This is a genomic window from Bartonella sp. HY761, from assembly GCF_026743145.1.
Classification (GTDB): domain Bacteria; phylum Pseudomonadota; class Alphaproteobacteria; order Rhizobiales; family Rhizobiaceae; genus HY038.
On sequence record NZ_CP104887.1, the window covers coordinates 1,392,237 to 1,417,464 of the forward strand.

At 42.6% G+C, this 25,228-nt stretch carries 32 protein-coding genes; 5 read left to right on the forward strand and 27 right to left on the reverse strand.

What is annotated here, in order from left to right; all coding sequences use genetic code 11:
- Positions 1-134: 134 nt before the first annotated feature.
- The 23 genes from N6A79_RS05930 to N6A79_RS06040 all read right to left on the reverse strand — a co-directional run bounded on the left by N6A79_RS05930 (position 135) and on the right by N6A79_RS06040 (position 16,107).
- On the reverse strand, positions 135-1,001 hold the full coding sequence (locus tag N6A79_RS05930; protein ID WP_268547354.1) for a trypsin-like peptidase domain-containing protein: 867 nt from the start codon (positions 999-1,001) through the stop codon (positions 135-137).
- Complete coding sequence (locus tag N6A79_RS05935) at positions 998-1,510, reverse strand: phage virion morphogenesis protein (protein ID WP_268547355.1); 513 nt, start codon at positions 1,508-1,510, stop codon at positions 998-1,000. Before N6A79_RS05935 ends, N6A79_RS05930 begins: the two co-directional genes overlap by 4 nt.
- On the reverse strand, positions 1,507-2,664 hold the full coding sequence (locus tag N6A79_RS05940; RefSeq protein ID WP_268547356.1) for a phage head morphogenesis protein: 1,158 nt from the start codon (positions 2,662-2,664) through the stop codon (positions 1,507-1,509). Before N6A79_RS05940 ends, N6A79_RS05935 begins: the two co-directional genes overlap by 4 nt.
- Positions 2,661-4,301 carry a DUF935 domain-containing protein gene (locus N6A79_RS05945; protein ID WP_268547357.1) on the reverse strand — a complete coding sequence of 547 codons (1,641 nt, stop codon included), beginning with the start codon at positions 4,299-4,301 and terminating at the stop codon, positions 2,661-2,663. Before N6A79_RS05945 ends, N6A79_RS05940 begins: the two co-directional genes overlap by 4 nt.
- The gene (terL, locus tag N6A79_RS05950) at positions 4,298-5,962 is read right to left on the reverse strand and encodes a phage terminase large subunit (protein WP_268547358.1); all 1,665 of its coding nucleotides are present in this window, start codon (positions 5,960-5,962) and stop codon (positions 4,298-4,300) included. Before terL ends, N6A79_RS05945 begins: the two co-directional genes overlap by 4 nt.
- Positions 5,962-6,471, reverse strand: coding sequence for a DUF1804 family protein (locus N6A79_RS05955; protein WP_268547359.1), 510 nt, complete (start codon positions 6,469-6,471; stop codon positions 5,962-5,964). Before N6A79_RS05955 ends, terL begins: the two co-directional genes overlap by 1 nt.
- 11 nt (positions 6,472-6,482) lie before the next feature.
- Complete coding sequence (locus N6A79_RS05960; RefSeq protein ID WP_268547360.1) at positions 6,483-6,794, reverse strand: VpaChn25_0724 family phage protein; 312 nt, start codon at positions 6,792-6,794, stop codon at positions 6,483-6,485.
- Positions 6,791-7,126, reverse strand: a complete 336-nt coding sequence (locus N6A79_RS05965) for a DUF2730 family protein (protein ID WP_268547361.1) — start codon at positions 7,124-7,126, stop codon at positions 6,791-6,793. The genes N6A79_RS05960 and N6A79_RS05965 overlap by 4 nt, the downstream gene beginning before the upstream one ends.
- A gap of 2 nt (positions 7,127-7,128) precedes the next feature.
- Positions 7,129-7,614: a hypothetical protein gene (locus tag N6A79_RS05970; protein WP_268547362.1), complete on the reverse strand. Its 486-nt coding sequence runs from the start codon at positions 7,612-7,614 to the stop codon at positions 7,129-7,131.
- A gap of 7 nt (positions 7,615-7,621) precedes the next feature.
- Positions 7,622-8,080: a hypothetical protein gene (locus tag N6A79_RS05975; protein WP_268547363.1), complete on the reverse strand. Its 459-nt coding sequence runs from the start codon at positions 8,078-8,080 to the stop codon at positions 7,622-7,624.
- Positions 8,061-8,798: a glycoside hydrolase family 19 protein gene (locus tag N6A79_RS05980; protein WP_268547364.1), complete on the reverse strand. Its 738-nt coding sequence runs from the start codon at positions 8,796-8,798 to the stop codon at positions 8,061-8,063. The genes N6A79_RS05975 and N6A79_RS05980 overlap by 20 nt, the downstream gene beginning before the upstream one ends.
- Before the next feature lie 102 nt (positions 8,799-8,900).
- A complete protein-coding gene (locus N6A79_RS05985; RefSeq protein WP_268547365.1) occupies positions 8,901-9,350 on the reverse strand; it encodes a hypothetical protein in 450 nt (149 codons plus the stop codon).
- Positions 9,347-9,649, reverse strand: a complete 303-nt coding sequence (locus tag N6A79_RS05990; protein ID WP_268547366.1) for a hypothetical protein — start codon at positions 9,647-9,649, stop codon at positions 9,347-9,349. The genes N6A79_RS05985 and N6A79_RS05990 overlap by 4 nt, the downstream gene beginning before the upstream one ends.
- Complete coding sequence (locus tag N6A79_RS05995) at positions 9,649-10,266, reverse strand: regulatory protein GemA (protein ID WP_268547367.1); 618 nt, start codon at positions 10,264-10,266, stop codon at positions 9,649-9,651. The genes N6A79_RS05990 and N6A79_RS05995 overlap by 1 nt, the downstream gene beginning before the upstream one ends.
- The gene (locus N6A79_RS06000) at positions 10,263-10,541 is read right to left on the reverse strand and encodes a hypothetical protein (protein ID WP_268547368.1); all 279 of its coding nucleotides are present in this window, start codon (positions 10,539-10,541) and stop codon (positions 10,263-10,265) included. Before N6A79_RS06000 ends, N6A79_RS05995 begins: the two co-directional genes overlap by 4 nt.
- The gene (locus tag N6A79_RS06005; protein ID WP_268547369.1) at positions 10,538-11,065 is read right to left on the reverse strand and encodes a host-nuclease inhibitor Gam family protein; all 528 of its coding nucleotides are present in this window, start codon (positions 11,063-11,065) and stop codon (positions 10,538-10,540) included. Before N6A79_RS06005 ends, N6A79_RS06000 begins: the two co-directional genes overlap by 4 nt.
- A 38-nt stretch (positions 11,066-11,103) precedes the next feature.
- On the reverse strand, positions 11,104-11,343 hold the full coding sequence (locus N6A79_RS06010) for a hypothetical protein (protein ID WP_268547370.1): 240 nt from the start codon (positions 11,341-11,343) through the stop codon (positions 11,104-11,106).
- Entirely contained in the window at positions 11,340-11,717 is a 378-nt protein-coding gene (locus N6A79_RS06015) for a hypothetical protein (RefSeq protein ID WP_268547371.1), read from the reverse strand. The genes N6A79_RS06010 and N6A79_RS06015 overlap by 4 nt, the downstream gene beginning before the upstream one ends.
- Positions 11,714-12,280, reverse strand: coding sequence for a MarR family transcriptional regulator (locus tag N6A79_RS06020; protein WP_268547372.1), 567 nt, complete (start codon positions 12,278-12,280; stop codon positions 11,714-11,716). Before N6A79_RS06020 ends, N6A79_RS06015 begins: the two co-directional genes overlap by 4 nt.
- Entirely contained in the window at positions 12,280-13,050 is a 771-nt protein-coding gene (locus N6A79_RS06025; protein WP_268547373.1) for an AAA family ATPase, read from the reverse strand. The genes N6A79_RS06020 and N6A79_RS06025 overlap by 1 nt, the downstream gene beginning before the upstream one ends.
- A gap of 33 nt (positions 13,051-13,083) precedes the next feature.
- Entirely contained in the window at positions 13,084-15,294 is a 2,211-nt protein-coding gene (locus N6A79_RS06030; RefSeq protein WP_268547374.1) for a DDE-type integrase/transposase/recombinase, read from the reverse strand.
- A complete protein-coding gene (locus N6A79_RS06035) occupies positions 15,291-15,749 on the reverse strand; it encodes a hypothetical protein (RefSeq protein WP_268547375.1) in 459 nt (152 codons plus the stop codon). Before N6A79_RS06035 ends, N6A79_RS06030 begins: the two co-directional genes overlap by 4 nt.
- A 58-nt stretch (positions 15,750-15,807) precedes the next feature.
- A complete protein-coding gene (locus N6A79_RS06040) occupies positions 15,808-16,107 on the reverse strand; it encodes a helix-turn-helix domain-containing protein (RefSeq protein ID WP_268547376.1) in 300 nt (99 codons plus the stop codon).
- Between the two features lie 74 nt (positions 16,108-16,181).
- Here N6A79_RS06040 and N6A79_RS06045 point away from each other — a divergent pair, with 74 nt between their 5' ends.
- From N6A79_RS06045 to N6A79_RS06055, 3 genes are all read left to right on the forward strand, one after another.
- On the forward strand, positions 16,182-16,778 hold the full coding sequence (locus N6A79_RS06045) for a helix-turn-helix domain-containing protein (protein ID WP_268547377.1): 597 nt from the start codon (positions 16,182-16,184) through the stop codon (positions 16,776-16,778).
- Positions 16,779-16,800: 22 nt separating this feature from the next.
- Positions 16,801-17,193: a hypothetical protein gene (locus N6A79_RS06050; protein WP_268547378.1), complete on the forward strand. Its 393-nt coding sequence runs from the start codon at positions 16,801-16,803 to the stop codon at positions 17,191-17,193.
- A 1,725-nt stretch (positions 17,194-18,918) separates the two neighbouring features.
- The gene (locus N6A79_RS06055) at positions 18,919-19,125 is read left to right on the forward strand and encodes a DUF3126 family protein (RefSeq protein ID WP_182419324.1); all 207 of its coding nucleotides are present in this window, start codon (positions 18,919-18,921) and stop codon (positions 19,123-19,125) included.
- Positions 19,126-19,186: 61 nt separating this feature from the next.
- Here the strand turns inward: N6A79_RS06055 and radC are convergent, their stop codons facing one another.
- The 3 genes from radC to sfsA all read right to left on the reverse strand — a co-directional run bounded on the left by radC (position 19,187) and on the right by sfsA (position 21,720).
- On the reverse strand, positions 19,187-20,005 hold the full coding sequence (gene radC, locus N6A79_RS06060; protein ID WP_268547379.1) for a RadC family protein: 819 nt from the start codon (positions 20,003-20,005) through the stop codon (positions 19,187-19,189).
- Positions 20,006-20,164: 159 nt separating this feature from the next.
- Positions 20,165-20,992: a type I methionyl aminopeptidase gene (gene map / locus N6A79_RS06065; protein ID WP_182419326.1), complete on the reverse strand. Its 828-nt coding sequence runs from the start codon at positions 20,990-20,992 to the stop codon at positions 20,165-20,167.
- Complete coding sequence (gene sfsA, locus N6A79_RS06070) at positions 20,992-21,720, reverse strand: DNA/RNA nuclease SfsA (protein ID WP_268547380.1); 729 nt, start codon at positions 21,718-21,720, stop codon at positions 20,992-20,994. The genes map and sfsA overlap by 1 nt, the downstream gene beginning before the upstream one ends.
- Positions 21,721-22,444: 724 nt before the next feature.
- On the opposite strand from sfsA, the gene N6A79_RS06075 reads away from it, so the two are divergent.
- Together N6A79_RS06075 and murI are read left to right on the forward strand one after the other, a co-directional pair.
- Positions 22,445-23,290, forward strand: coding sequence for an RNA methyltransferase (locus N6A79_RS06075; RefSeq protein WP_268547381.1), 846 nt, complete (start codon positions 22,445-22,447; stop codon positions 23,288-23,290).
- Between the two features lie 6 nt (positions 23,291-23,296).
- On the forward strand, positions 23,297-24,091 hold the full coding sequence (murI, locus tag N6A79_RS06080; RefSeq protein ID WP_182419329.1) for a glutamate racemase: 795 nt from the start codon (positions 23,297-23,299) through the stop codon (positions 24,089-24,091).
- A gap of 73 nt (positions 24,092-24,164) precedes the next feature.
- On the opposite strand, the gene moaA is transcribed toward murI, so the two are convergent.
- Positions 24,165-25,196, reverse strand: a complete 1,032-nt coding sequence (gene moaA, locus N6A79_RS06085) for a GTP 3',8-cyclase MoaA (protein ID WP_268547382.1) — start codon at positions 25,194-25,196, stop codon at positions 24,165-24,167.
- Positions 25,197-25,228 lie beyond the last annotated feature (32 nt).

Consider the following 25,228-nt stretch of genomic DNA (forward strand, 5'->3'; position numbering starts at 1 on the left):
TTTAACTTGGCTTTGTCAAGTGATGGGCGGCAATGATTAATAACATCAAATCTAACGCCCATCTAACGCGCATAGAAGCGTTTTATTGTAAAGCATGACCATTTATCATCTACTGCAACAAAACGCATCTGTCACTATTCAAATTTATCAGCATTTTTTTCTAGAAACATATCTATTGTTTCTTCAACTGTGTGTGCTTTCATCACAATCCCTAAATCTATCATTTGATTAATTATTGCCTTATGAACTACACTGGTTGGAGCTGGGACGACAATAATATCTCCTGCATCGACCCGTTGGTAGACTTTCGCAATCACTCCTAAAAATAGCAATCTTGATCCTACAACTAAACCATCCCTGGAAACATATGAATTTGCATTGGCAATAAAAACAGGGCTACCACTTGATCCTGGAAATACTGATGCATCTATTAAAAAATGGGGTTTTCCATTAAAATCCTTTGATAATACACTTGCCGATGTGCCAGTTCTTATTATTGGTAAGTGGTTGACTTCATCCCATTGACCATTGGGATAGCCTACAAAAACTATACTTTCAAAGCTAAAAAGTTTTTCTAATTGTTTTAAATTAGGTATTAAATTGCTGTCCAATGCTTTAAAATATAAATTATTAATACCATTGTTGGCATACGGAGATAATATTACATTCATAAAAATTATTTGGATGTCAACATCATCCGATATGTGTTTATCGCTAAATATTGCAAGTTGTTCACCTGAAATATTAATCTCCTGTAAATTATCATAATCTGCTACGTCATATCCATTACCATCTTTTTTACTAGTAAACATTGATATATTGACATTTTGGGCATTTTCTAAAACATGCTTATTGGTAACTAAAAAAATTGAAACATAGTTGTTTTTTAAGAGTTTATGATAAAAGAAACCAGTGCCACATGAGCGTGAACCATCAGTTTCTAAAACATTTAAACGCACTGTTGTTTCAATAAGAAAATCTGTTACATTCGGTTGCGTCATTCTATATCCTCCACATCGAGCCAATCTAAAAGCGCGTCTTCAGCAGCTTGCTGATCCTTTTCACCAAAACCAATATAAGGCCTTGCAGGAATAACGGCTTTCTTAAAAAACATACCACCCTGTTTTATCGGAATGCGCAAGGCTTTTTTATCTTTTGGCACAATTGTTGCCCCAAATTGATGCACCGCCGCATCTATTGTATTGGGGCCAATGCGTAAAATATTGCCACTTACTTCATAATTGATTGATGTTTTAAGTCGCCCCGTCCGTGTTAATATTGGGCTTGCTGAGCCGCGCAGCCGTTTGGTAAGGTTTGATAGGGGGTGCCACTTTTTGCCCCGTGGGTCGGTTTGGCTGTCAAAGCGGTCATAGGTTGTTTGCAGTAAAGCTTCACCAATATTTTTTAATGCGCCTTCAATATTATGGGCTTGTGTACAAAGCCGCTCCATAAGCGCGTCAATTCTTGCTTGCTCATCCTCATTAACTACTATTTTAAGCCCGGCGCTCATTTTATGCTGCTTTTATAGAGGGATTGTTTGGGCAGCCTATTTAAATCCTTTGGCTCAAGTTGATAGGCTGCCCAGCCATCGCTTGCCCATTCAAGCACGGGGGTGTTTCCTTGGTCGTCAATTTTGCCAATATAAAACCTGCATAGGATTTGAATATTTTGCGCCCGTTTTGCAAAACCAAGGCGTATGTCTTGCGGTGCAGCTAAGGCGGCAAAAGCGCTTTTCAATATGGTGGCGCGCTCCTTGGCTATTTGTGGTTTAAACATTTGCCGTGATAGCGCAAGGGCAAAGCCGGTTGCATCTTTAACCAATATGCTTTCATTTTTATCAGCGCCAAACATTGACATAATGGCTTTGATCACTTCCGCGCTGTCGATCCTATCTTGGGGCTTATCAGCTGCGCTAAAATTGCTTGTTGCGCCGCGCTCATTAGGGCTTAATCCTTGCGCCCAATCTTGTCCTGGTGCATGGTCCCAGCCAACGCCAATCCCCTCTGGCACATCCACCATTTTGCCCGTGCGCGGGTCTTTTACTTTGCGGTAATTTAATTGCGGTGAATCATTGACGCTTTTGCCCATGCGTTCCAATTGCCGTTTGGATAATGGCACTACGCCGCAAGTGCAGCCCCAGTCATTGGGTGGGTAAATCTTATTCCAAGCTGGGTCATCATGGAGCAAGATTAAACCATCAAGCGCAAGGTGGTTTGCGCGTGGGCGTTTGGGGCGGCGCACAAAACCATGCTTATATTGCCAATAAGGGCGCACTTTTACCATATCAGGGTCGGTCATTTGCTTATAGCGGCCTGCCGCTTGTGCTGTGCGCAAATTGGTTTCATAAATTGTGCGTGCGCGCCATGCGCGTCCCGCTTCGCTATTTTCGCCCTTCCAGCCGCGCCAGCCATGCTTTTTGACGATGCTTTCAAAGTCTTGTCTAAAGTCTTCCAAGCGCTTGCCGTTTTTTAATGCGTCAATCACTGCATTATGCATATCGGTTAAAAGCGCGTCTTTCATCGCCCCAGCAATCACAAATGAGCGGTCATGGGCGCGCCCTTCAATCTCGCGCGATGTGGCGGTGGCAAGGTTAGTTTTTTGGCTTAAATAATCAATTGCATCTTTAAAGGGCTGTAAAAAACCACCCATCACTGATTTGCTCATTGAATTGCCTTTTCAAGATTTGCCACATCATCCTCTAAATCAGCACGGCCAGTTAATTCAGCCACTGCTTGCCCATAGCCAAGCAAGTCAATTAAAGGCGTTGTTTCAAGCTCTGGATAAAGAATTAATAACTTATCTGCCACATCATCAAGGCTATCACCATTTTGGGCGGCATCCTTTAGCATGTCACTGATAAGGTTAAGCCAACCATCAATCACTGGTTGTGCCATATCTTCAATCTGATCAACAATTGCGTTTATGCCATGATCATGTGATTGATCGTGAGATTGATCTTTATGCTCAATGCTTGAAAAGCTGCCACCATAAGGTGAGGTCTGAAATGGGGTGCTTTGAAAGGGCGTGCTTTGTCCGGCCGCAATTAAATCTTGATAAATTATCTTATCTTGTGGTGAAAGCACCACCATTTCCTTATCAAATATTTCAGATAAATGCGCCTCCAAACCCTCATCAGGTTTAAAGCCCATGGCAACGCTTGTTTTCGTGTTTTCAAGTTCTTGGGCAATGCGCGCAGCGCGTTTGGTTTTTAAATCTTCTAACGCGCTTTCATTTTTGGTGCGCGGTCGCCAAATGGTTGGCACGGGCGCATCTGGCATATTAAAATCAACAATCCATTGTACCAATGTTTGGTTAAGCGTTGCTGATAATAAATCCGCATCGGCATCGGCAATGCCGTCTGATACTTCCAAATGGGTTTCAGTTGCCGCGCGTGATCCATCACCGCTAAGGCTGGTCGATAGGTTTTCACCTAGTACCGCAATACTGGTTTGCTCATCCCAAAAGCTGCACCATTCGCCATAGGTTGCTTTGCCATCGCGCGCGCTTCCTAAAAAGCTCACTTCAGAACCAAGGGGCAAAACCAAGGCGCCCGATTGCACCATGGCAACAAGATTATCCAATAGTTTGTTTTGTTCAACGGGCGGTGTGCCAAGTGGATATTTGCCAATTGGCGTTGGGCTTGCAAATTTTTCCAAAAAATACGCCCAAAAGCCAACGCCCTCGCGCTTAAATAAAATATGCCAAAAAAGCACCTTACCAAGACCACGGCCATAAGGGTCTGATCCATCTTCATCATGGCGGTGTACAATAAATTTTCGCGCCGGTAAGGCTTCACCTTCACTTGGGTTTAGAGGTGTTATCAAACGCGGATTGCCATAACCATCAAAAGCAAAGCGGGCTTGGCTGTGGCGCGCAATCTTTTTGGGTAAAATATGATTCCCCACCAGCTCCCATTGTATTTCTGCCACCGCATAGCCATAAAGCACTGCGTCCAGCAAGGCATTGCAGGTGCTATCAAAAGATATGCGCTTTAAAGCTTTTTCAACAAGCTCGGCGGCTGCTTGCGCACGCTCGTCATTATCTTCAGCAGCGCGCACTTCCCATTCGCGTGCGGTTACTTTCATCTTGCGTTTTTCAAGCACGGCATAGGCATGGCCGTCTTGGCGCACTTCGTCATAAAGCCTTATGCCCTTTGCGCCACCTTTAAGCATTAAGGTTTCATCAGTTGGACGCAATACCTTGCTATAATTGGCAACATTTATATCATTTTTAAAATTTGCCAACATCCGAAATAAATCGGGGTTTATTTCTGGATTTACTGTTTTATTAACATTACTCATAAATTATAGCCTCTAAAGCGATTGCTAAAATGAGACGCGGCCATGCGAATATTGCCAAAATTTGTCGCTGCATTGGCTCCATATTGGATGCTATGGGTCCATAACATTTCCAAAGCATCAGGGCCGTCATCATGGTCGGCAAAGGGCCATTGCGTCAATTGTTGGATTAATGTGGTTTGGGAAGAATGAAAGCGGATAGCGCCGCTCGCAATTGCTGGTTGTAAGCGCTCAATGCGCAAACGCTTATCCGTTATATTATTGACGGCTATGGCAGGCAGTGCCAAGCCTTGCCGCAATGCGCGCGCCATTAATTCGGTGCGCAAAAACTCTTGAAATTGCACGCTTTCAACAAACCATAATTGGCACATATATTCGCGCTGTAAGGCAATAACATCTTCAATAATTAAATCAGGTAAGCGCTTGCGAATAAGCGCTTCAACCACATTTAAAACGGGATAGTCACTATTGCGGTCAATCGCCCCAACCAAAATAGCTGAAGGATCGCGGCTTTTGCCTGCCTTGCCAAGGCTTGGATCAACCGCGCCAAAATAAAGCCAATCGGTTTTTGGCTGCACCCAAAATTGCAAATTCTGAAAAGGCGCGCCTTCAGCGACTGGCTCGCCTTGTTGTTCACTCGCAAAGGCCGAAGGGCTTTCAGCCCGTTGCAACATCAAGCCTTCAAGGCTTTGCATGGCAGGCCAGTTTAACTCTGCCCCCTCGCTCATGGCTTTTTTGTTTTTTGAATAAAACTCGTGCGCTGCGTCTTCACTTTCATTGCGCAGTAATTCTTCCCATTGCTCCCAAAATGGCATATGATCGGGCATTTGCATAAGCGCTTTAAAGCGTTTTGTTTTAAAGCCAGGCTTATTAGAAAACCGCACCAACACCGCATCATGGTGCAACACGGTGCCAACATAAAATAAATTCATTGAGTCATCAGCAGGCCCAAGCTTTAAAACTGCTTTTAATATCCAGCTTTCAAGCTTATCGCGCTGTTCGGGCGAGCGGACATTTTCATCATTTTCAATATCATCAAGCATGATGAGATCTGGGCGGTGCGGTCCATGGCGGCGGCCGCGCAGTTTCATGCCTGCGCCAACGCCTTCCATGCGTGCCCCATTTTTTAAAACAATCTCACCCCCGCGCCAAAGCCTGCCTTTACCTGCAAATTTTGGAAAATCCATCGCTAAACGTGGGTTAGATAAAAGCTCGGCCTTAATCGCTTCTAACGCAAGGGCTGCTTGCGCATAAGCATCCATAATGAGTATTGCATAATGGCTATAGCCGCGCAAGGCTGCCCAAATTGGAAAAATTAGCGATACCAATGTTGACTTTGCCGCACCACGCGGCGCAATTAAAGTCTCGCGTGCGCCTTTTTCTTCCAGCACTATTTGCGGCAGTCGTTTGAATAAATATTCGTGTAATAGGCTTGGTGCTTTGGTTAAATAATGGGGGAAATAGGTCTCAGCAAAAAAGCGAAAGCCATTAATGGGATCACTGGCTTTTTTAATACGCTCAAGCCGTGCAGCACTATCAGGGGCAAAGCCATCAACACTTGCCTCAATTTGATCGCGCATTTCATCCGCAAGCTTGGCAAGCTCTTCCTTAAAGTTTTTAACGCTTAGTTTGCGCGTGCTGCTTGGTAGTAAATGAGCATTCATTATTGCCCTCCATCATAAACCTGCGCAATATGGTCACCAAATGGCCCAAGCATTTCAAGAATGCTATCAGCTTTATCGGTGTAATTAAGTGCCACAAATTCTGAAAAGCGTTTTAAAACATCATAGGCAACGCCAAGCTCTGATAATTTAGGCGCGGTGCGGCTTGCTGCAGCAACGGTTTTATTAAAGGCATCCGATAAAGTTCCCATTAATTTAACCCGCTCACCGGCACTTAGAGTGGTGTCACTCTTAAGCTCTTCCATCGTGCTTTGAAATTGCAGGGCAAATTCTTCCAACGCTGCCGCAATTAATACCGCATAGCCTTCACCCGTCACCAATGCGCTTGATCGCGCTCTATCCCAATCGTCCCCTGCAAGCTTTGCCTCGCGCTTCCAGCGATTAATGGTGGGTAATGACACATTGGTTAAAACCGCAATATTGGTTAGCGCAATGCGTTTATGCACAAAAAGGCTACAGGCTTCACGCTTGGTGGCATCATCATGGGCCATGCTTTAAACCTTTAAATTTCTGGACGCGGCTTTTTTACGCCCTCAAGAAATGCTTTACGATCCGTGTGGTCAATTCCGGCACGGGTAATGCTTACAATCCTAATCGGTTTGCTATCATCCATGATGACGCCGCCAACTTCATTAAGATAGCTTATTTGTTGGCGCACCCAAGCGCGGGGACGGTTATGGCCAAACTCTTGCAATGTGTCATCGATGATTGTTTCGTTTAACTCGCCGCCCGGTGCCATGAGCAATGCGCGTAAAATAATTAACCGCGCGTCTTCATCCACCTTCTTGGCTAGCTTTGAAAAATCAAGGCTCATGGCTTTCCTTTCGCATTCTCAATCAGCAACTCATTAATGTGCGTGGCAAGCCCCTTTAATGGCTCCATACTGGTACTGATAACTCGCATGTCGCCGCGCAATTCTGCTAGCGACAATTGGATGTTATGGAGTGCAGTCACATCAGGCAAGGTTTTGACCGTGCTTTCCAAAGTGTCAATTCGCTTGGTTTGCTCGGCGTTTAACTCAATCAATTGCTGTATTTGCTTTTCATTTTTGCGGCTGCCAGCAGTGATTAAATTCCATACCGCCGTGCCGATGGTTATCAGCATAGCGCATATGGAAACAATCACTTGAATATCTGCGCTATTCATAGCTAACGCCCATCAATGTTTTTGAATTTTTCAAACAAACCTTGTTGCTCAAGTTTTGCCGCTATCATATCGGCAATATCAACCGGTTTAAGCTTGAAATAAGCAACAGCATCTGGCACCCGTTGCTGCACATATTCACCGCCGCGTTTGATTAACTCGCTGCGCACATCAAGTTTAAGACCTTGGTTTACTTTGATGCGCTCGCGAACAATATCGGCAGCAAAATTAACTCCGCGCTCCACTGCACCCATAATCACCGCTCGTTGGCTTTCATCAATGCGTAAGCCAAAAAGCACCCGTAAATAATTGGTAAGCCGCGTAAAAGCCCAACCTAAAACCGCAACAATTGCAACCACCACACAGTCAATAAGATAATTAGTAAGCGGCGCAAAAGATAAAACACTACTCTCCGTCAAAGCAGGCCTGCTTGCACAAGCGGTTAAAAACATCAAACTCAAGACAAGAAAAAGATAGGAAAAAAATCGCATAAAACACCTATTGGTTGTGTTTACTGGCAGCTTGCTGCGTTGCCCAATAAACCGCACTTTCAATATTTAAAAGTGCTTGATTGCCTCCCTCAAAATCGCCCATTTGTTTAACTTCAGCCCATAAACACATTGCCAAACGCTTTATTTTTAAAAGCTTGCCATCAGCGTCATCAAAAACCTCAATGCGTTCAATGCCCATAACATCGCCATACATGCCAAGTGCTATTTGCGCCGTTAATGTTAAAACGCTATCCAACGGCAAATCTGGTAATGGCTCTTGGTCTACTTGAATGTTTGGTTTTAATTGATGATCTGCTTCAGCTTCAACAACCGGCGCTGCTTTTAAGCGGTCTTCCATCAAATTGAGTTTTAAAGAAAGGCGCGTATTTTCATCATAAATACCGCTTTCTTTTAAAAAACTTTTATCCTGAAATTGTTTTAATGCATCAGCTGTTTTTTTTGCCAAAGCTACCATCAATAGCGATTTTGTAGCCAAGTTCCACCAGTTCAGCTTGTAAAAGCCGCACATCATTACCCTTATTGCCAATTTCAAGTTCACGCTGTTTTATGCGGCGCGTGTCAAGAATATCAAGGGCGCGTTCGGTTACTAACTGCCGCTCATTTAGTCCGTTATAACCGCCATTAACAATTTTGGTAATTTCTTTAACTGATGCGCTCTCACCCTTGGTGCCAATATTATCCTGCCAAAAGGAAAGGGCGGATAAAAAGGCATAGTCAGGCTGCAATAACAAATCAGGGTTAGCAATAAGATTAAGCCCAAGACGCATTCCAACTCGGACATAATTGTAAAGACCTGTTGTTTGCTTTAGGCCGCGCCCACGGAATTTATAACCGTCGCCTGCCGCAATATTGCCAAGCCGGTTACCGTAAACCTTATTAGCAAGGCTTTGCGGATTATTGGCATAGGGCTGTGCAGCTGCAAGGTTGGGAAAACGCTTTGGCCAAACTTGGCAAAGCCGCTTAGCTGAATAACGCAGGTTTTCCTCCACACGCGTGAGGTTTGCACTTTCATGGATTATCTGCCCCATAAATTTTGCTTGCGCTATGGGCGTTGTTACACCAAAGCGCTCCCATGCGCCCTTATGGCCCTCTGATACAATCGCATCAACAATTTTAAGATCAGCTTGTGGGCAAATTGCAAGAATTTCAGCTTTATATAACATCGGACAGCCTTTTTAAAAAACTTATGTCCGATAATGCGAAATTTTATAGGGGAAAGGCACGGGCATCGCGCCCGTATATTTTAAAGATATATATTTTAAAGATTATGCTTTGTGCTTTAAATATTCTTCAAGGTCTAGCTGACCAAGATCCAGAGCGATTTGAGATTTACCGCTTTTTGTTATCTTCGGCAATCTCTTTTTTCTGATATGATCACGAACCGTCTTCATGGCAATGCCAAGCAATAAAGCAATCTCACGCTGTGTTTTACCTCTGCCAGCCAAACGCTCAATCATGAGATGCAAACCTTGGGCGTCAAATGGGCGGCGAGGTATATTAAGCTCACCACCGCCCATGCGCTCAATTAATAATTTGGCTTCGGTTTCGCCAATAATGTTTAACTCATGCCCCTCGCGCCATTTTTGTGGTACCCAAATGCGGCAGCCGCCAAAATGTGTCACCAAGGATAAAGCCGTTTTCATATCGCAAATGCTCGCCACTTCCTCAACAGCAGGGGCTAAAACATCAAGCTCTATGGTAAGGCCTTCAATCATTTTAATGTCCCTTTGTAACTAAATACAAATTTGCCGTTACACCTTTGCAAGGAAATATTTAAAGTTGTTTGTTCTGCATTTAGCCTTAAGAGTACGTTTTGCTCTTCGCTGTAATTTTCACTTTGCTTTCCGTAAACCAACTTGACAGATACGCCACCATCTTTACGGCTCCAAAAACGCGTCTTACGCGATAAAAATGTAAAGCCTTCTTCACATAAGCTTTTATGGTAGCTATTGATCTCAGCGTGGTTTTTAAGCACAAAATTTTTAAGCTCTGCATTAACAGTTAAATGCTTCATTACACAGCCGCCTTTTTCTTTTTTCTGACCAATGCACCAAGGCGGGCAATTTCAGCATTTAGCTGGTCCGCTTCTATTTTTTTGGCTTCAATAATGCCAAGCATGCGGCGCTGTGCAATTAAAACACGCCGTTGCAATAATTCCGTGCGCCGTTTTGGTTTGCCCCTAATGTCTTGCGCATTAATCGTCCAATCCACATTGGCCTCTCTCATCATCATGGCTTTTAACGCATCAATAATTTTTGCAGCATCCTTACCATCCGTTAGAAATTGCGTGTGATCTGCGCCACTCTGACGCTTGGCAAAAGCAATTAAAGCCTTGTCATCACGGTTGCGCACAACGCCCAAATGGTAAGCATTAAGCCACATTGCCCGCAAAATACTCGCATATTTACCGCTCACCGTTGCACTTTTAGATCGCCGTGCTTTAACGCCTGCATTGCCCGCCAGTTTTTTTAAGCCTAAAATCACCTTTTGTGCCTCAAGTTCACTCATCAACTTGCAGCTTGTTTTGCCAACCTCACGCAACATAAACGCACGACGCATATCCTCATCCATGCCAATGTGGCGCGCTTCAGCATGGATTGCTTTTATTTGGGCAGCATTAATCGCGCTCATGCTCCACCTTCAAAATTCTTTAAAAATTTTGCCTGTTCAGGAAGCGCCCATTTATGCCAACGAATAAATTCAGCTAAATCCTTGTCGATAAGACCAGGGCAAAAATAGCTGCGTTTGTCAAAACCAAGGCGGCATTTTTTTAATATGTAGTCTCTAAATATTTCGCCATCACCTTCAGCGAATATGGTTGCGCCTTTTGGCAGTGCCTCGGCGCAGCGTGTAAAATTAATTGCGCCATCATTATAGCAATAAGCAAAATAGTGGTTTATCATCATGCAGCTCCCTTTTGGCTGGTTTGCAATTCAACGGGCTCAATCACAAAATCTTCGCCTTCTGATTTGATAGTTACGCCAGCAATTTTGCTGGCCTTTTCAGGGTCTGCTAGCATCGCCTCCTTATTGATTTCTTCTTTCGTGCGTATGAATTTGGCAAGCTCTAACGCCTTGCACGCTTCAATCACCGCAACAGTGTTACGCAGTGACACACTTTGCGGGCGCAGCCGCCAATTAACCCGTCCCGTACCAAAGTCATGAAATTTAACTTTGCCACCGCTCGTCAAGTCATTGCGGTTAGCTTCGCAAAAGGCTTGCACACCCGCTTCCAAGCTTTTAAGCTCCTCAGCAAATGGCGTGGTTGCTTCTTCCAATTGTTCACCAATTGCACGTACACGCTCATCATGGTTGGCGCGGGCAATGGTTATTTGCCCCTGTAAAAAACCAATGCGGCCAATATGTTTTACAACTTCATCGCGGTTTTGTGGCACACAAACCATTGCGGCTTTTTTTGTCTTTCTTGCCATTTTAAAACTCCTTTTATCTTTGTAATTTTTGAGAAATATTAAGCGGCTTTTGGGCCGTGATTATTGTTGTTTGCCGGCACATCAAATGGCTTCGCAAAGGGAAAGGGCACCACGCGATAATCACGGCTTGCAGCCATTTCATAAACAAGCTGCAAAGCAATACGCCGACAATCACTCGCTGACAAAACAACGTGACCGCGCCCTGCTAATTTCAAAAATTCATCATGTAATTTCATAAGGCCTTCAGGTATGCGGCCATCAGTATTTTTCATTGTCATGCTAATATCCTTTCGTCTGTTGGCCTTTCGCTTTTTAGTCTCATATTTTTGGGGTTAAACTGGCATGCTTGGCAGGCTTGCCAATGCTTAACCTCTGCGCGGCTTGATGTTGGCACTGAGCGTGCGCAAAAGTCCGCACAAGCTTTGGCACTTAAGTCTTTTTGCAAATAAGGGCAGGCAACAATGCCGCTTAAATTTTGCAAAATGGCCCTGCGCATTTTATAGGTATCACCTGGATATTTTTGCGACCTTGCAAGCGATACGCTAGAGCGCGTATAGCCAATATGTTCAGCTGTTGCCTTAATCGAGCCAAAGCGTAAAATCGCATTTTCTAAAAGTTGCAAAGCATATGCATCAAGCTGAGGATAATTCATTGGGCATCCTCCATCATCATATTGCGGTCTTTCATTTCACCTTTTGACCAAATAGGTGCTAAATAGCCCGTGTCTTTTATCAGCCTAAAGACCTTAAAACCGTTAGATGTTTCTTTGGTGCCTGCTTCACGCTTTGGCAAAAGCACGACATAATTAGCTTTAATGAGGTTGCTGATATAACGTTGTAAATTGCTTTCAGGATCGCTATCCTTAGCTTTCTTGGCAACGGTGACAATCGATGGAATGGTAAAGCGCTTTTGCAAACGCATGGCACTCCATGCCCTTTGCCGAAAGGTATCATTTCGTGCCTTCAAACAAGCCATTGGGCCATTAGGTCCGCTGGTAATTTTGCCGCCAGTCGCTAGTAAATCGCTTCCCGTTGGGCTTAGTTGAAATTGTCCAATTGCAGTGCGCTCAATCAAGCTTTTTGTCACTAAACGACTAGCCGCTTTGCTTATTTCCTTGCGGCTAATTGGCAAATGCTCAGCAAGCTCGTCCATTGATTTTAAGCCATTTCCAATAGCGCCCAAAATGGCAATTTGATATGTTCCTGCACCTGGCATCACACCACCTCCGGCACAAAAATGGCCTTGCCACTTTGCCGGTCATTAACCAGCAACTTGCCCGCCATATCGCGCAAGCACATTGGGTTTTCTGCGCTAAATTCGCCGCGTTTTCCCGCCCGTTCAATATTAGCAATCGCTTCCTTGATCTCGCGGTTAAAGCCGCGTGTTACTTGGGTTACAAAGCCCACCAAATCATCACTCACTGGTATGTCGCAGATAGAGTTCATGAAAAGCCGCACATCATCTAAGCTTGCAGGCTCAAAATGCACATATTGGGCAACGCGGCTTGCTATTTGTGGTAAGCTTGTCAAGTTGTCGCGCAAGCGCCCCATACCCACCAAAATAAAAACAATGTCACCCAAATCAGCAAAATCACGGATGGTTTCCATAATCCGGCTGTTCTTTGAAATATGGTCAGCCTCATCAATCACCACCGAAAAGGTTTGCCGCTGTGCCACCATTACGCTTTGGCGCTTTAACATCGCTTCCATGGCTTGATTAAACCGTTTTTGAAAAGCATGGGCTGGGCTTACTTTTAGTTCAGTCAATAATTCATTTAAAAACCAACCGGGGTTCCATTCCTTTTTGGCACGCAAATAAACCGCATCATTTTGGCATGCCCAGCGATGCAAGCCGGTTGTTTTACCAAGCCCTGGGCGGCCATCAACCACCATTAAACAAGCCTCTTGCGCGCCCCGCCGCTCAAGGGCAGAGAGGCCAGCATCAAAACGTCTAATATTTTCTGTTTCAACAAATTCATTTTTCATGCTATATCTTCCATTGTTTCGACATCTCGCGCGTCATGCAGCTGATCTTGAAAGCTTTGCGAGGGCATCAAGATTAATTCCTTGACGTGCGAGAAAAGTCATATTGTGCTTGGTTGCCAAAAGATCTTCCCGAATATTGATCTGATCTTGTAGCGTCACTCTTTCAGGGTTATTCAAAAGCCATACGCAATACTCTGCATCATCCCTGAAGTTTGGACGCTTATTATTGGCTTCACATTTTTGAATAGCGGGTTTGCTTTTTGCCTGTTTGCTCTTTGATTGATCGCAGCTAGTTGGCGCTGTTTTCTGAACATCATTATCAGCAACCAAAATTGGGCGTGGTAAAGTGGCTGTGGCTCTATCGATAATCGGCATTGGTTCCACAAAGCTATCAATGCTTATTGCTCGCAACTCATTATCAATCTCATTGACTTTGCGCATCGCACGGTCTTTGCGCCCCTTATGGCGTTTTTCCATTGCTGCTTGCTCAAAGCTTAATGGCACATAGCGTGTTTTGTGACCCTCAAATCGTGCAATAGCAATTAACTTGCCGGGCTTGCGCTCATCATCAAGTAAAGTAATGTCACGCACAACGACTTGGCCAGCGTCATGAATGTCATAGGCAACAATCACCTCTTGTCCATGATAAGGCTCAAGTTCCATCGCAAAATAGCTATTGCCTAGCCAATCCACCAAGCCGCGCCGTGTTTTGCGGATAACCCATGGCTGCAATAAATCGCGCGCCTCAATATCATCAACAAGATAAGGTTCAAAGCCATTGGCTATTGCGCGCGCCCAAACTTCATTTGGTGTCATATGGCGGCGCTTGCCATTTTGCGGATCAATGTTTTTTTCTAAACTGCGTTGCGGTGTATTATTATAGTCATCGATCAAATTCTGGCAGCAATCCAAAAACTGCTGCCATTTTGGCAATAAGCTTGACACACCGCTAAGTCTTAATTCTTTGCGTGTGGTTTTGTGAACAAGTTGCCCTGCCTGCTTATCCATATCGCGGCCAATATAGGTTGGCATTTCACGTGCCAAACTTGTCCAACGTTTATTGAAATTTTCAATCACGCCTTTGGCTTGGCTGTTATAAGGCGTCGCATGCGATGGTGTAATGCTAAGCCGCGCTAGAAAACCGGTTAAGCCATCTTCCATCTTTTGGTTTTTATAGCCAGGTCCATTATCACTATAAAATATTGCTGGTATGCCGCAGGTTCTTGCTGCCATTAACAAAGCATCAATAACCGCATGGGCGTTTTCATCTAACGCTGCCGACCAGCCCACAATCTTGCGGCTATGTGCATCAATAATCGTTGTTAGCTCTGGTCTAAATGGCTGGCCATTAAGTGGGTGGGCAATCTCTGCATCAAAGGTCTTACCGTCCGCGACATAAACGCTTGCGGGCAATAAATCCGATACATCTCGCGCTTTAAAGGCTTTAAGGGTTTTTAATTCATTAGGGCCCATCCGCCCACGCTGTTTTTCAATCTCGGTAAGTTTACTAACCGCATGGCGCACTTGCCGCAAGCTTGGCAATATTGCATTACCGTTATCTTTGCACCAACATTGAAAGGCTTGCGCAATGCTTGGCTTTTGCGGTTGGCGATAATAGCTTAAAAAATCTTTAAGCCATAAAGGGGCATTGTCCTTTTCGCGCGTTTTCTTAGGCGCAAGAGCGGGCAAACCACCATTGTCGCGCATCACAAACCAGCGCGATATGGTACCGCGTGATAGGCCGCGCCCCTTATCATTAGCTTTCATTGCTAATGCGTGTAAGTTTGCGGGTAGCCTATCGTTTGTCATGTCACTTAAAAATGATAAAATGGCGCTGCGCTGCGTTTGACTATTTTCAATCATGCGCAAATTAATGTGGTGTAAAACGCCAGCGCGCGCATGCATAATGTCACGCTGTCTTGCACTAAGCGCAGTTGGGTTCATACGCTCAATAACCGCGACATCCTGCGCCTTTGCGTTTTCTGCAGCAACTAACTTGTTATCTTTCGTGTGTTTTAATTGTAAAGCGGTTTGCAAGGCAAGCGGTAGCAAGCTGTAATGATATTCATTGCCGCCACCGCCTTGGCTACCCTCACGCTTGCGGCAAAGTGGTGAAGCATCCCAATTGTTTTTAATGATAACCAACTGCACACCGCGCTTTGTATGCGGTACAACTTTCAAACCCAAGCTCTTCGCAGCATCGGCAATCTCTTGTGCTGATAAATATTCTTGAAAAAGCTTCATTTTAATGATCTCACTTTTCCCATTAAAGCATCGCGCCGTCTTTGGCGCTCTTCAATCTCGCGGTCTTCACGCCAAATCTCAATAATATCGCCATAACGCTCCGGCACCGCCACATAGCCAGCAAACTGGCACAAAAAAGCAAGTAAGCCGTAACACTGCGTCACTTCCAAAAGCGCGATAAACCGCTCAACTGTTATTTTGTGGGTTTCGCGTGCAGGGCTTGCATAGGCATCAAGCATGTTAAGCGTCACCTTTTGGTCTAAAAATGCCGACATCTCACTTGCTATCGCCTCACGGCTTTTGCCAGACTGTTCGCAGGCATGAGCCACCACCCTTGCAATCTTCACATTGAGCGTGCCACCCTTGGTAAATTCAGGCGCAATCTTTGCCGCGACGTCTTCCGGTTGATAGTCGCGGAATAGATCATAGGTCATCGTGTCGCGGCGCTTAACCATTAGCTTTGCCTCACAAGTTTAATGTCAGCTACTACGAAAATTTTTGACATGACTCTGTTCATGCTGCCTTCTCCATGTCAGCAACAACGTTAGATTTTTTACTTTCCAACATTGCCTTATATCTGCTAGAGAGGATGGTAGGTTTCTGAATGGGATATCTGTCAGGCCAAAGCTCCTCAGCCGGTATTTTTAAAAAATCAGCGATGGCAGCTTGCGCTTTTTGATTAACTGAATTTTTAACCTTCCTGCATGCAGCTGGGTTAAGGTCATAAAGTTCGGCAAGTGCAGTAAAAGTCATGCCTTTACGATGAAGGGCGGCTTTAATGTCTTGCCAGTCATAGTGATGGACTTTCTTCATAGGATGCCTCGATAAAAGCAGATATTGGCGTATCTGCTTTTGTTTGGTGTTAAAGGTACAATCGAACGGTGCATATGTACCGTATAATTAGGGACATTAAACCATTATCTTTGTTTTGTAAACAAATATCTTGGTTTTATGATTGTTTTAATTTGGCTCGTCCAGAGAAGATAAAAACTAAGTTAGGGCAAAGACTTAGAGATGTTAGGTTTTATTTTGGTGACCCTGACAGAATAAGTTTTGCTAGTAAGCTAGGCATAGGTCGTGAGTCGTTGGCTGGTTATGAAAGAGGAGATAGCGTTCCAAATGCTGAGGTTATCCGTCAATATGTCGAGACTTTAAATATTAATGCCCAATGGCTTATTACCGGTGAAGGCGAGATGTTCAATAATGCGGCATCCGCACCAAGTAGCTTGCGCACCGTGGATACTGTGATATTAATAAAAATTGCTGGTAAGGTTGAAGATGTCTATAAAGGGCTAGGGCAGCGTCCAACTAAGGTCCACATTACGGGTGTTGCTGCTGATATTTATAACGACATGCTCAATACCGGTACAGACTTTAATGATGATGATGAGCTAACCGCCACAATCGCCCTTGAAATGGTCAAACTTAAAAAGCGCATTCTTAATGGCGATATCAACCCCGGCAAGGCGGCGGCCTTAAACTGATTATTAATAACGGAGCAACTCCATGAAAAAATCAATCATAGCTGCATCTATCTGTCTATTGGCAATGCCTATAGCTGCCCAGGCCGAAGAATTGCGCACCGTTTCGTCTCTAGATTATGCGTTAAATGATGATGCTTATCTTGGTCAGACGTTAAAGCTTTCCGGTTGCAGAATCAGCCATGTGAGTACTCAAAGTGCGTTATGTAACATTAGCGTTGATGGATCGAGTGCAGGGAATATTTATCTCGAGCTAGGCAAAATGGATAGAACAGAACTGAAGGACGCCGCTATTAAATGTGCCGGTATTAAAGGCTTTCAAAATTCTGATTGCGATGCATCAATTATAGGTTCAGCAAAACCCAAAGGATCAAAGCCAAAATTTGAAGTTGACCAAATTATTTGGGGGGATCGCTAAACGTCACACTTCCCACCAAGCTCTTTTATAGCTAAAACCTTAAGTCTATCAACTTTTTGTTTTTATTGATTTTTTTATGGTAGGAAGTTTCTTTTTGGCTTTTAAAGCATATTTCCCACCATAAATTATAATCTGTCTCAAATATCGTGGTAATTATTATGAACGACCAAGCCGCTAACCCCGATATCTCTAAGGCTAGAGAGTGATCAAGATTTAAACGAAAATGATACAGCTTTGATCATCGTTCGATAAAAAATGATCTATTTTCCAATTGCACATAATTTATGAAAATTTTTCAATCAATCGCAAATTTTATTTTTATTTTCAATTAATTAATAAAAAAATGTTCCAAATCCACCCGACACAAATATCGTGTAAATCTGTCTCAAATGATACAGTCCCCTACACAGAGAGCCAGAATAAATGTGGGCTAATATTTGCAACGGCGTCGTCGCTAAGTTTGCGTTCGACGCAATTTACGCCTTGAGTGCCGAGTCTTTAGCTATAGTTAACCATCTTATTCCAAATATATCGTGGTGCAATTGGTTTTGCTCTGGTGTAGTCTATGCGCCCTTTGACCCAAATCCCTTTTAAGATTGAAGTTGGATCATAGCCAATTATTATTTGCTTGCAGTCTTAGATGATTGAAAGCCACCATTTAGCGATATTGGTCTTTTAAGCCGAGAATGAACGCTTTCAATGCCATATGACAGTATCTAAGGTTACATAATGGATATGCTTTCCAACAAGCAAATCATTTTCAGTCAATAACTGTAAGAAACTAGAAAAAGTCTTTGCTTTATCTGTTCTAATCTTTGCCAAGGGTATTAATGTGCAAAGAACCTATCATCTTTGAAAGCCTTGAGAAAAAAAGCGTATGGCAGCATTTCTATCCCTCTATGTTTTGGTCAACAAATCAATGAAAACACCATGTTTATTGATTGGGAGATAAAAATATTTCATAAATCTAACCCTTGGTCTTTAACCTTAATATAAGTCTCATCAATGCGAACAGACCCACAATGAGGCTTTTTGAGTTTAGGTGAGCGTTTTTCATGTTTTAGTGCATATTTAAATATCCAAAAGTTGATTTAACTGAGATTAATCTTGATACCGTAGTCCAATAACAGTTCTTCAATATCCCTATAGTTTAAACATTAACGCATATGCTTGGCTGCCACCTGAATAATGATTGTTGCATCAAAATGCCAGTATTTGAAATTGGCTTTAAAATTATTTTTTGCCCAATTACTTTTTAAATGCTGACATAATATATTTTTTAATCTTTTGAGCCTTCATCGCTCCCTTCAATAGGCAAACCATATGTCTCAAGGTTTCATATTTTTATGTTAAACCGATTATGAATAATATTTGCAACAAAACAAAAAAAGTGATTGACGAAATAATTGTTGATCTGCTTTGGCCTTATTTAAGCAGAAATTTGTCATATATGTGTTTTAATAGGTTGAAAAATGGTGCTGTTAATCATATTACGCTTGCAATAGTATATTAGCGTTGGCTTTATTTTTTTTACAATGATTGCAATTGGGAAAACAGATGTCTTTTATAAAAAGGTAATTACTTTTAGTTGCACCTTTAAGCACCAACAAGCCGACCTATATTAAATAGAGATGCAATTGAATTAAAAATAAGTAGTAGCTAATATATTTGTTTGTTTGCTATAAATATTTTTAAATTTAGTTAGAATTTTAGCAGGAGAATCTGGTGAAACCCGAAGAAATTAAAAAGTTAGATGCTTACTTTAAGCGAACATTCGGTAATGCGGCGATTAGTGTTAAGCCTCGGCCGCGTAAAGATGATTCATGCGAAGTTTATATTGATGATGAATTCATTGGCGTTGTATATGTCGATGATGATGAAGGTGAGTTATCCTATAATTTTTCTATGGCAATTTTGGATATTGATTTGTAAGCATATCCAGTTGAATATGAAATAAGAGCCAACTTTTTTAATTGGAAAGTTGGCTTTTTATTTATATGAGACCAAGGGATTTTAGGCTGACATAGCCATTTCTGCCAATAATTAAGTGATCTATTATATTAATATTTAAGCCTTTGGCGACTTCCATCAGTTTTATAGTCATGGAGATATCCTCTCGCGACGGAGTAGGGTCTCCCGATGGGTGGTTGTGCACAAGGATTATAGCAGCAGCAGCAAGTTCTAAAGCCCGCTTCATTACTTCTCTTGGATAGACAGGGATATGATCAATCGTTCCGCTTTGATGGACTTCGTCAGCGATTAAACCATTTTTTTTATCAAGAAATAATATACGAAATTGCTCAATAGTTTCATGCGCCATGACAGATGTGCAATAATCTATAACCTTATCCCAAGATGAAAAAATATTGCGTTTATTAATACTTGCCCTATTGGCTTTTGTGATTGTTGTACCAATGATTTTGAGGTCTAAAGCAATTGATTCACCACACCCTTTTACTTCGATTAGGCGCTTAATATCCGCACCGAGCACATCTGCTAGCGTTCCAAAGTGATGTAAGAGAGCTTTTGCAAGTGGTTTTGTGTCCGCACGAGGTAATGAGCGAAATAACAGGAGCTCTAATAATTCGTAATCAGCAAGCCCTTGACCATCTGTTTCGATAAAGCGTTGGCGTAGTCTTTGTCGGTGCCCTTCATAATGCATTTTTTCTTTGGGTGGTTTTGTCTTAATGTTTTTTGCATCCGGTGATTTAACACCTTTTGGGGAATTCAATTTTACCTGTGGTACTATTTGACCTACAAGGTTAAAAAAATCAGCTTCTTGAAAAGTGTCTTTATGTTCCTTACCCGACATGGCTTCCCCCTTACATGTCTGTATAAAGTTTTTATGATCAATTACGGATGGCTTGTATTTTAATGCAAGATAAAAACGCTAGATTTCAATAGTCCTTTCCTGCTTTTTTGCGTGATCAAACAGGAAGGAGTATTGAAAGATAAGTGGTACAAGTTTCAATCAGCTTTTAGGAGGAATATAAAACATATTAGCAGGCGAAAGTGTAAATATTTCGCAACCATTTGCCGTTACCCCCACCGTATGCTCATATTGCGCGGTCAATGATTTATCATTAGTAACTGCCGTCCAGCCATCGTTCAAAATTTTTACATCGGGCTTGCCGAGGTTAATCATTGGCTCAATTGTAAAAATCATGCCTTCACGCAGTTCTGGACCATCACTTGGGATGCCATAGTGAACTATATTGGGTGTATCGTGGAATAATTGCCCAACGCCATGACCGCAAAAATTTCGCACAACTGAGCATCGTTGGCTTTCAGCATAGGTTTGAATTGCATGCCCTATCGCACCTGTTCGTGCGCCTGGTTTTACCGCCGCAATAGCAAGCATGAGAGATTCGTGGGTTACTTCCATTAAGCGTTCGGCCGCGCGCTTAATCTTGCCCACCGGATACATGCGGCTTGAATCGCCATGCCAGCCATCAACAATAAAAGTGACATCAACATTAACAATATCACCCTCTTTTAATATGCGCGCACCTGGTATACCATGACACACCACGTGGTTTAGTGATGTGCAGCAAGAATGTGTAAAACCGCGATAGTTAAGATCTGCTGGCAAAGCACCTTCTTTGGCACCAAAAGCAAAAACGAAATCGTCAACCGATTGGGTTGTAATGCCTGGTTTAATGAAATCGATCAATGCATCAAGGCAGCGAGCTGCTAAATTGCAAGCTTTGCGCATACCCGCAAAACCTTCCTCATCAAAAATTCGGATCTGCCCTGTATATTCAATTGGTACTTTTTTATAATCTATATAGGAAACCATTAATTATCCATCGATTCTATGTTTGGCGATTCTATGATTGGTAGGGCCCGATAAGCCTCAATTTTTTCAATATCTATTTTGCACCCAATAGCAAAAGCCTCAACCCCTTTTTTACGTGCAAGTTGAAATTCTTCACCATAAATAAGATCTAAATCTGCGCAAATTGACATTTTGTCACAATCTTCGCGTTGAATAACAAAGAGCATGACCGCTCGTTTACCTTGTTCTACCATCTTAACTAATTCACGCAAATGCTTAGCACCGCGCGCGGTTACCGTGTCGGGAAATTCCGCCAGGCGTTGTTCTCTCATAAAATGAACGTTTTTAACTTCGACATAAGTATCAACTCTATTAATATCTTTTAACAATAGATCAATCCGAGAATTGCTGCCATAGCGCTGTTCGCGCAAAACAGTACTATAATTTGCCAAGTCGACTACAAGACCATTTCGGATAGCTTCTTCCGCAATTTTGTTGGGAATAGATGTGTTAATGCCAACTAAAATATTATCAGATTCAACTATTTCCAGTCGATATTGGTATTTACGGGTGGGGTAACTAGAATGTGAGAGCCAAACCTTGCCATTTTCATGAAGTAGTCCGCGCATGGAACCTGTATTTGGAACCGACACCGTTATTTCATCGCCATTTTCAAGAATGACATCGGCTAAAAACCGTTTATAGCGTTTAATGAGACGCGCGGGTGTAAGAGGAGAGGTAAAAAGCATAGCATATGATAGGATATGGCTAATGAAAAAGCAAATCGCTATCCATGGGAGAATTAAAATCTCTTTAGATTGAAATATCTATATATATTTTCGTCAATTAATTAGTTCCACTTGCAGCTTTATCATAAATAATAATAGTCAATGATAATAAGTTAAAATCTGCTATTATTGAACAAAGTAATGAATAACATCTGAGATTGTAAGATTTGCGCCAAAAACCATAATTATAGCAATAAGTCCTGTTGCAAAAAGCGCGACGGTCGTTCTTGTTTCACTTTTCATTTTGAACCTCATCAATCTGTCTATATCAGTTAAGTTAATTATTTCTGTTTTCATGAAACCAAAACTGGACTGCAAACAAGGCTTCAGTTAGGCAAAAAAATGATTATCTCTGACCGTTTTTGTGATTTTTTGAGGAAGAAAATAAATAACTTAGATTAAGGTTGCTAAAAGGTTAATATCTATTGATGTTGTACGAAAACACTTTAATCGATATTGAAAAGCGCATGATTCATTGAGTTAGGAATGCATAAGTGCAAAACGACATTTTATATTGCATGGTTAAGTAGAACTTGCCTTAATTAGCCATACTAAGTTTAGGTTCACTATTGACTTTATCATGATAATATCAAAAAACGATCAAAGGTTTTTTAATCTCTTTTTGTTGGTGATATTGATCTTTCAACAATGTTTAATTTAGGTAAATTAGAGAAAATATATTATTATGGCTGGTACAGATAAAAATCGCGCAATGATTAAAGAGGGGCCTGCAATCATTCTTGTTAATCCGCAATTGCCAGAAAATATTGGCATGGTAGCACGTGCAATGGCTAATTTTGGTTTGGCGGAGTTGCGTCTTGTTAATCCACGCGAAGAATTTCCTAGTGAAAAAGCTTTTTCTGCAGCAAGTAAAGCTGATCATATTATCGAAAATGCGGTTGTTTTTGATGATTTGCGTGATGCTGTTGGTGATTTGACTTTTATCTATGCAACGACAGCCCGTGAACGCGATGGCTTTAAACCAGTACGTAGTCCTGTCGAAGCAACCCAAAAGTTACGAGCATTAGAAACAAATGGTCAAAAAACAGGCATTTTATTTGGGCGTGAACGTTTTGGACTTTCTAATGAAGAAGTTAGCCTTGCTGATGAAATTGTAACTTTTCCGGTCAATCCTGCATTTGCCTCTTTAAATATTGCGCAAGCTGTTTTACTTATGTCTTATGAGTGGATGAAGACCTCGTTAGATAAGAGCACGGACACAGCTTTTCGTGGCCCAGAGTATGTACCTGCTGAAAAACATAGCCTTTATGGATTTTTCGGTCAGTTGGAAGACGCTTTGGATGTTAGGGGCTATTTTAGGCCGGTAGAGCGCAAGCAAGTAATGGTTGATAAAATTCGAGCGGTTTTAACGAGGGCAGATTTTGGCGATTCAGAGCTTAAGCTTTTACGTGGTGTTATCTCGTCACTGGATAGGTTTTCGCCGCAAAGGCCACGCGGGGCAGGTGCACCCGAAGGTGAAGCACCGCGCAAGGGTAGGGTAGATAAAAAGCCAATCAGTGATTGCGAGTAGGAATTTATGAGCGAGCGTATTCGTCCTGTGCTGTTTTTTGATAGCGGTATCGGTGGCCTATCGGTACTGCGTGAAGCACGTATTGTAATGCCCGATCGCCACTTCATCTATGTGGCTGATGATGCGGGTTTCCCTTATGGTACTTGGGATGAAGATGCGCTGCGAGAACGTATTCTTATTCTTTTTGAATGGCTGATACGCCGTTATGATCCCGAGCTTTGCATTGTCGCTTGCAATACAGCTTCAACGCTTGTTTTGGCCGATTTGCGACGACATTTTAGCAGTGTGCCATTTGTAGGAACTGTTCCGGCAATTAAGCCTGCAGCCGAGCAAACATTGAGCGGGATTATTTCTGTTTTAGCGACACCTGGAACCGTAAAACGTGCCTATACTCGCGACCTTATTGCGTCTTTTGCACAGCAATGCCAAGTGCGCTTGGTAGGGAGTGAGAGCCTTGCAATGATAGCCGAAGGCTATTTGCGTGGCATGGATATTGATTATGAATTGGTACGCAGAGAAATTGCAGGTTGCTTTATTGAAAAGAGCAATGGCCGCACCGACATTGTTGTGCTTGCTTGTACTCACTATCCATTTTTAATTAATGTTTTTCGAAAAGTTGCTCATTGGCCAGTTGATTGGCTTGACCCTGCCGAAGCAATTTCTCGGCGTGCTGCTTCTCTGTTAACGCCTTTATCGGAACAAATGGATCCTTCTGCAGATTTAGCTTTTTTTACATCGCAAACGTCAGATTTTGCAACGCGTCGTTTATTACATGGCTTTGGACTGCAATGTGATTGGTAGGGGTGACTGGCAGGAGGATCACTAAAGTCGATTGGCAAGGCTAACCATATTATTTAGGTCAGAACTTGGCCGCTTAGCCGCCAAGTTCTGACATATGGCGTGCAATACCAAATACCTTGTCTTTTTCTATCAAAAAATTATGGCCTTTTGGCTTTCCTGCAATTGCGGAATAGATTTTTTCAATCAAATGCTCATTTGCTTCACTTGAACGTAGAACTTCACGCAACTCAACCATGCCAGTTTGCCCCATACATGGATATAAACGACCGGTTGAGCCTATGCGGACGCGATTGCAGTTCGCACAAAAATCGCAAGAAAGTGGTGTTATAAAGCCAAGCTGACCGCCGGTTTCTTCAACTGTGACATAACGCGCTGGGCCACCAGAGCTTTTAGCCGATGAGTTAAGCGTCCAACGTTGCGAGAGACTTTCGCGTAGTTTAGTAAGTGAAAGGTGAGTCTCGACTCGATCATGGCCTGTATAACCAAGAGGCATTTCCTCAATTAATGTTAGGTCCATGTTGCGTGCATGGGCAAAGCGAATAAGTTCATCTACCTCACTTAAAAAATGCCCATTCATGGCAACTGTATTTATTTTAACTTTCAGCCCTGCTTCCAGTGCTGCATCAATGCCACGGAAAACTTTAGCAATATCGCCTAACCTGGTTATATCCTCATAGCGTGCAGGATTCAACGTATCCAATGAAATATTGACCCTTTTTACCCCAAATGAGGCAAGTTCGCCTGCATGGCGGTCAAGCAAGGTACCGTTGGTAGTTAATGTGAGTTCTTCAAGATCTTTGCCAATATGGGGCGACAACATGGCGAACAACTGCATGATGCCGCGACGAACCAATGGTTCACCACCGGTTAGACGAATCTTTTTAATACCAAGATTTATCATGGTTGAAGAAACACGATAAAGTTCTTCAACAGTTAATAGTTCTTTTTTAGGCAAAAAAACCATATCTTCAGACATGCAATAGACACAGCGTAAATCACAACGATCTGTTACAGAAAGACGTAAATAGCTTACATTTCGTCCAAAGCCATCTTGTAATTGTGAGGGCTTTAAAGCTGATTTATTGTTTTTGACCGTGTCAAGCATGTCTTTCGCTTTCGATAAGTGTGATTATAAAT

What these genes read in the sequence shown, in the direction of transcription:
- N6A79_RS05930 (WP_268547354.1), bottom strand. Translation starts at nt 1,001, where the DNA reads ATGACGCAACCGAATGTAACAGATTTTCTTATTGAAACAACAGTGCGT.
- N6A79_RS05935 (WP_268547355.1), bottom strand. Translation starts at nt 1,510, where the DNA reads ATGAGCGCCGGGCTTAAAATAGTAGTTAATGAGGATGAGCAAGCAAGA.
- N6A79_RS05940 (WP_268547356.1), bottom strand. Translation starts at nt 2,664, where the DNA reads ATGAGCAAATCAGTGATGGGTGGTTTTTTACAGCCCTTTAAAGATGCA.
- N6A79_RS05945 (WP_268547357.1), bottom strand. Translation starts at nt 4,301, where the DNA reads ATGAGTAATGTTAATAAAACAGTAAATCCAGAAATAAACCCCGATTTA.
- terL (WP_268547358.1), bottom strand. Translation starts at nt 5,962, where the DNA reads ATGAATGCTCATTTACTACCAAGCAGCACGCGCAAACTAAGCGTTAAA.
- N6A79_RS05955 (WP_268547359.1), bottom strand. Translation starts at nt 6,471, where the DNA reads ATGGCCCATGATGATGCCACCAAGCGTGAAGCCTGTAGCCTTTTTGTG.
- N6A79_RS05960 (WP_268547360.1), bottom strand. Translation starts at nt 6,794, where the DNA reads ATGAGCCTTGATTTTTCAAAGCTAGCCAAGAAGGTGGATGAAGACGCG.
- N6A79_RS05965 (WP_268547361.1), bottom strand. Translation starts at nt 7,126, where the DNA reads ATGAATAGCGCAGATATTCAAGTGATTGTTTCCATATGCGCTATGCTG.
- N6A79_RS05970 (WP_268547362.1), bottom strand. Translation starts at nt 7,614, where the DNA reads ATGCGATTTTTTTCCTATCTTTTTCTTGTCTTGAGTTTGATGTTTTTA.
- N6A79_RS05980 (WP_268547364.1), bottom strand. Translation starts at nt 8,798, where the DNA reads ATGTTATATAAAGCTGAAATTCTTGCAATTTGCCCACAAGCTGATCTT.
- N6A79_RS05985 (WP_268547365.1), bottom strand. Translation starts at nt 9,350, where the DNA reads ATGATTGAAGGCCTTACCATAGAGCTTGATGTTTTAGCCCCTGCTGTT.
- N6A79_RS05990 (WP_268547366.1), bottom strand. Translation starts at nt 9,649, where the DNA reads ATGAAGCATTTAACTGTTAATGCAGAGCTTAAAAATTTTGTGCTTAAA.
- N6A79_RS05995 (WP_268547367.1), bottom strand. Translation starts at nt 10,266, where the DNA reads ATGAGCGCGATTAATGCTGCCCAAATAAAAGCAATCCATGCTGAAGCG.
- N6A79_RS06000 (WP_268547368.1), bottom strand. Translation starts at nt 10,541, where the DNA reads ATGATGATAAACCACTATTTTGCTTATTGCTATAATGATGGCGCAATT.
- N6A79_RS06005 (WP_268547369.1), bottom strand. Translation starts at nt 11,065, where the DNA reads ATGGCAAGAAAGACAAAAAAAGCCGCAATGGTTTGTGTGCCACAAAAC.
- N6A79_RS06010 (WP_268547370.1), bottom strand. Translation starts at nt 11,343, where the DNA reads ATGACAATGAAAAATACTGATGGCCGCATACCTGAAGGCCTTATGAAA.
- N6A79_RS06015 (WP_268547371.1), bottom strand. Translation starts at nt 11,717, where the DNA reads ATGAATTATCCTCAGCTTGATGCATATGCTTTGCAACTTTTAGAAAAT.
- N6A79_RS06020 (WP_268547372.1), bottom strand. Translation starts at nt 12,280, where the DNA reads ATGCCAGGTGCAGGAACATATCAAATTGCCATTTTGGGCGCTATTGGA.
- N6A79_RS06025 (WP_268547373.1), bottom strand. Translation starts at nt 13,050, where the DNA reads ATGAAAAATGAATTTGTTGAAACAGAAAATATTAGACGTTTTGATGCT.
- N6A79_RS06030 (WP_268547374.1), bottom strand. Translation starts at nt 15,294, where the DNA reads ATGAAGCTTTTTCAAGAATATTTATCAGCACAAGAGATTGCCGATGCT.
- N6A79_RS06035 (WP_268547375.1), bottom strand. Translation starts at nt 15,749, where the DNA reads ATGGTTAAGCGCCGCGACACGATGACCTATGATCTATTCCGCGACTAT.
- N6A79_RS06040 (WP_268547376.1), bottom strand. Translation starts at nt 16,107, where the DNA reads ATGAAGAAAGTCCATCACTATGACTGGCAAGACATTAAAGCCGCCCTT.
- N6A79_RS06045 (WP_268547377.1), top strand. Translation starts at nt 16,182, where the DNA reads ATGTACCGTATAATTAGGGACATTAAACCATTATCTTTGTTTTGTAAA.
- N6A79_RS06050 (WP_268547378.1), top strand. Translation starts at nt 16,801, where the DNA reads ATGAAAAAATCAATCATAGCTGCATCTATCTGTCTATTGGCAATGCCT.
- radC (WP_268547379.1), bottom strand. Translation starts at nt 20,005, where the DNA reads ATGTCGGGTAAGGAACATAAAGACACTTTTCAAGAAGCTGATTTTTTT.
- map (WP_182419326.1), bottom strand. Translation starts at nt 20,992, where the DNA reads ATGGTTTCCTATATAGATTATAAAAAAGTACCAATTGAATATACAGGG.
- sfsA (WP_268547380.1), bottom strand. Translation starts at nt 21,720, where the DNA reads ATGCTTTTTACCTCTCCTCTTACACCCGCGCGTCTCATTAAACGCTAT.
- N6A79_RS06075 (WP_268547381.1), top strand. Translation starts at nt 22,445, where the DNA reads ATGGCTGGTACAGATAAAAATCGCGCAATGATTAAAGAGGGGCCTGCA.
- murI (WP_182419329.1), top strand. Translation starts at nt 23,297, where the DNA reads ATGAGCGAGCGTATTCGTCCTGTGCTGTTTTTTGATAGCGGTATCGGT.
- moaA (WP_268547382.1), bottom strand. Translation starts at nt 25,196, where the DNA reads ATGCTTGACACGGTCAAAAACAATAAATCAGCTTTAAAGCCCTCACAA.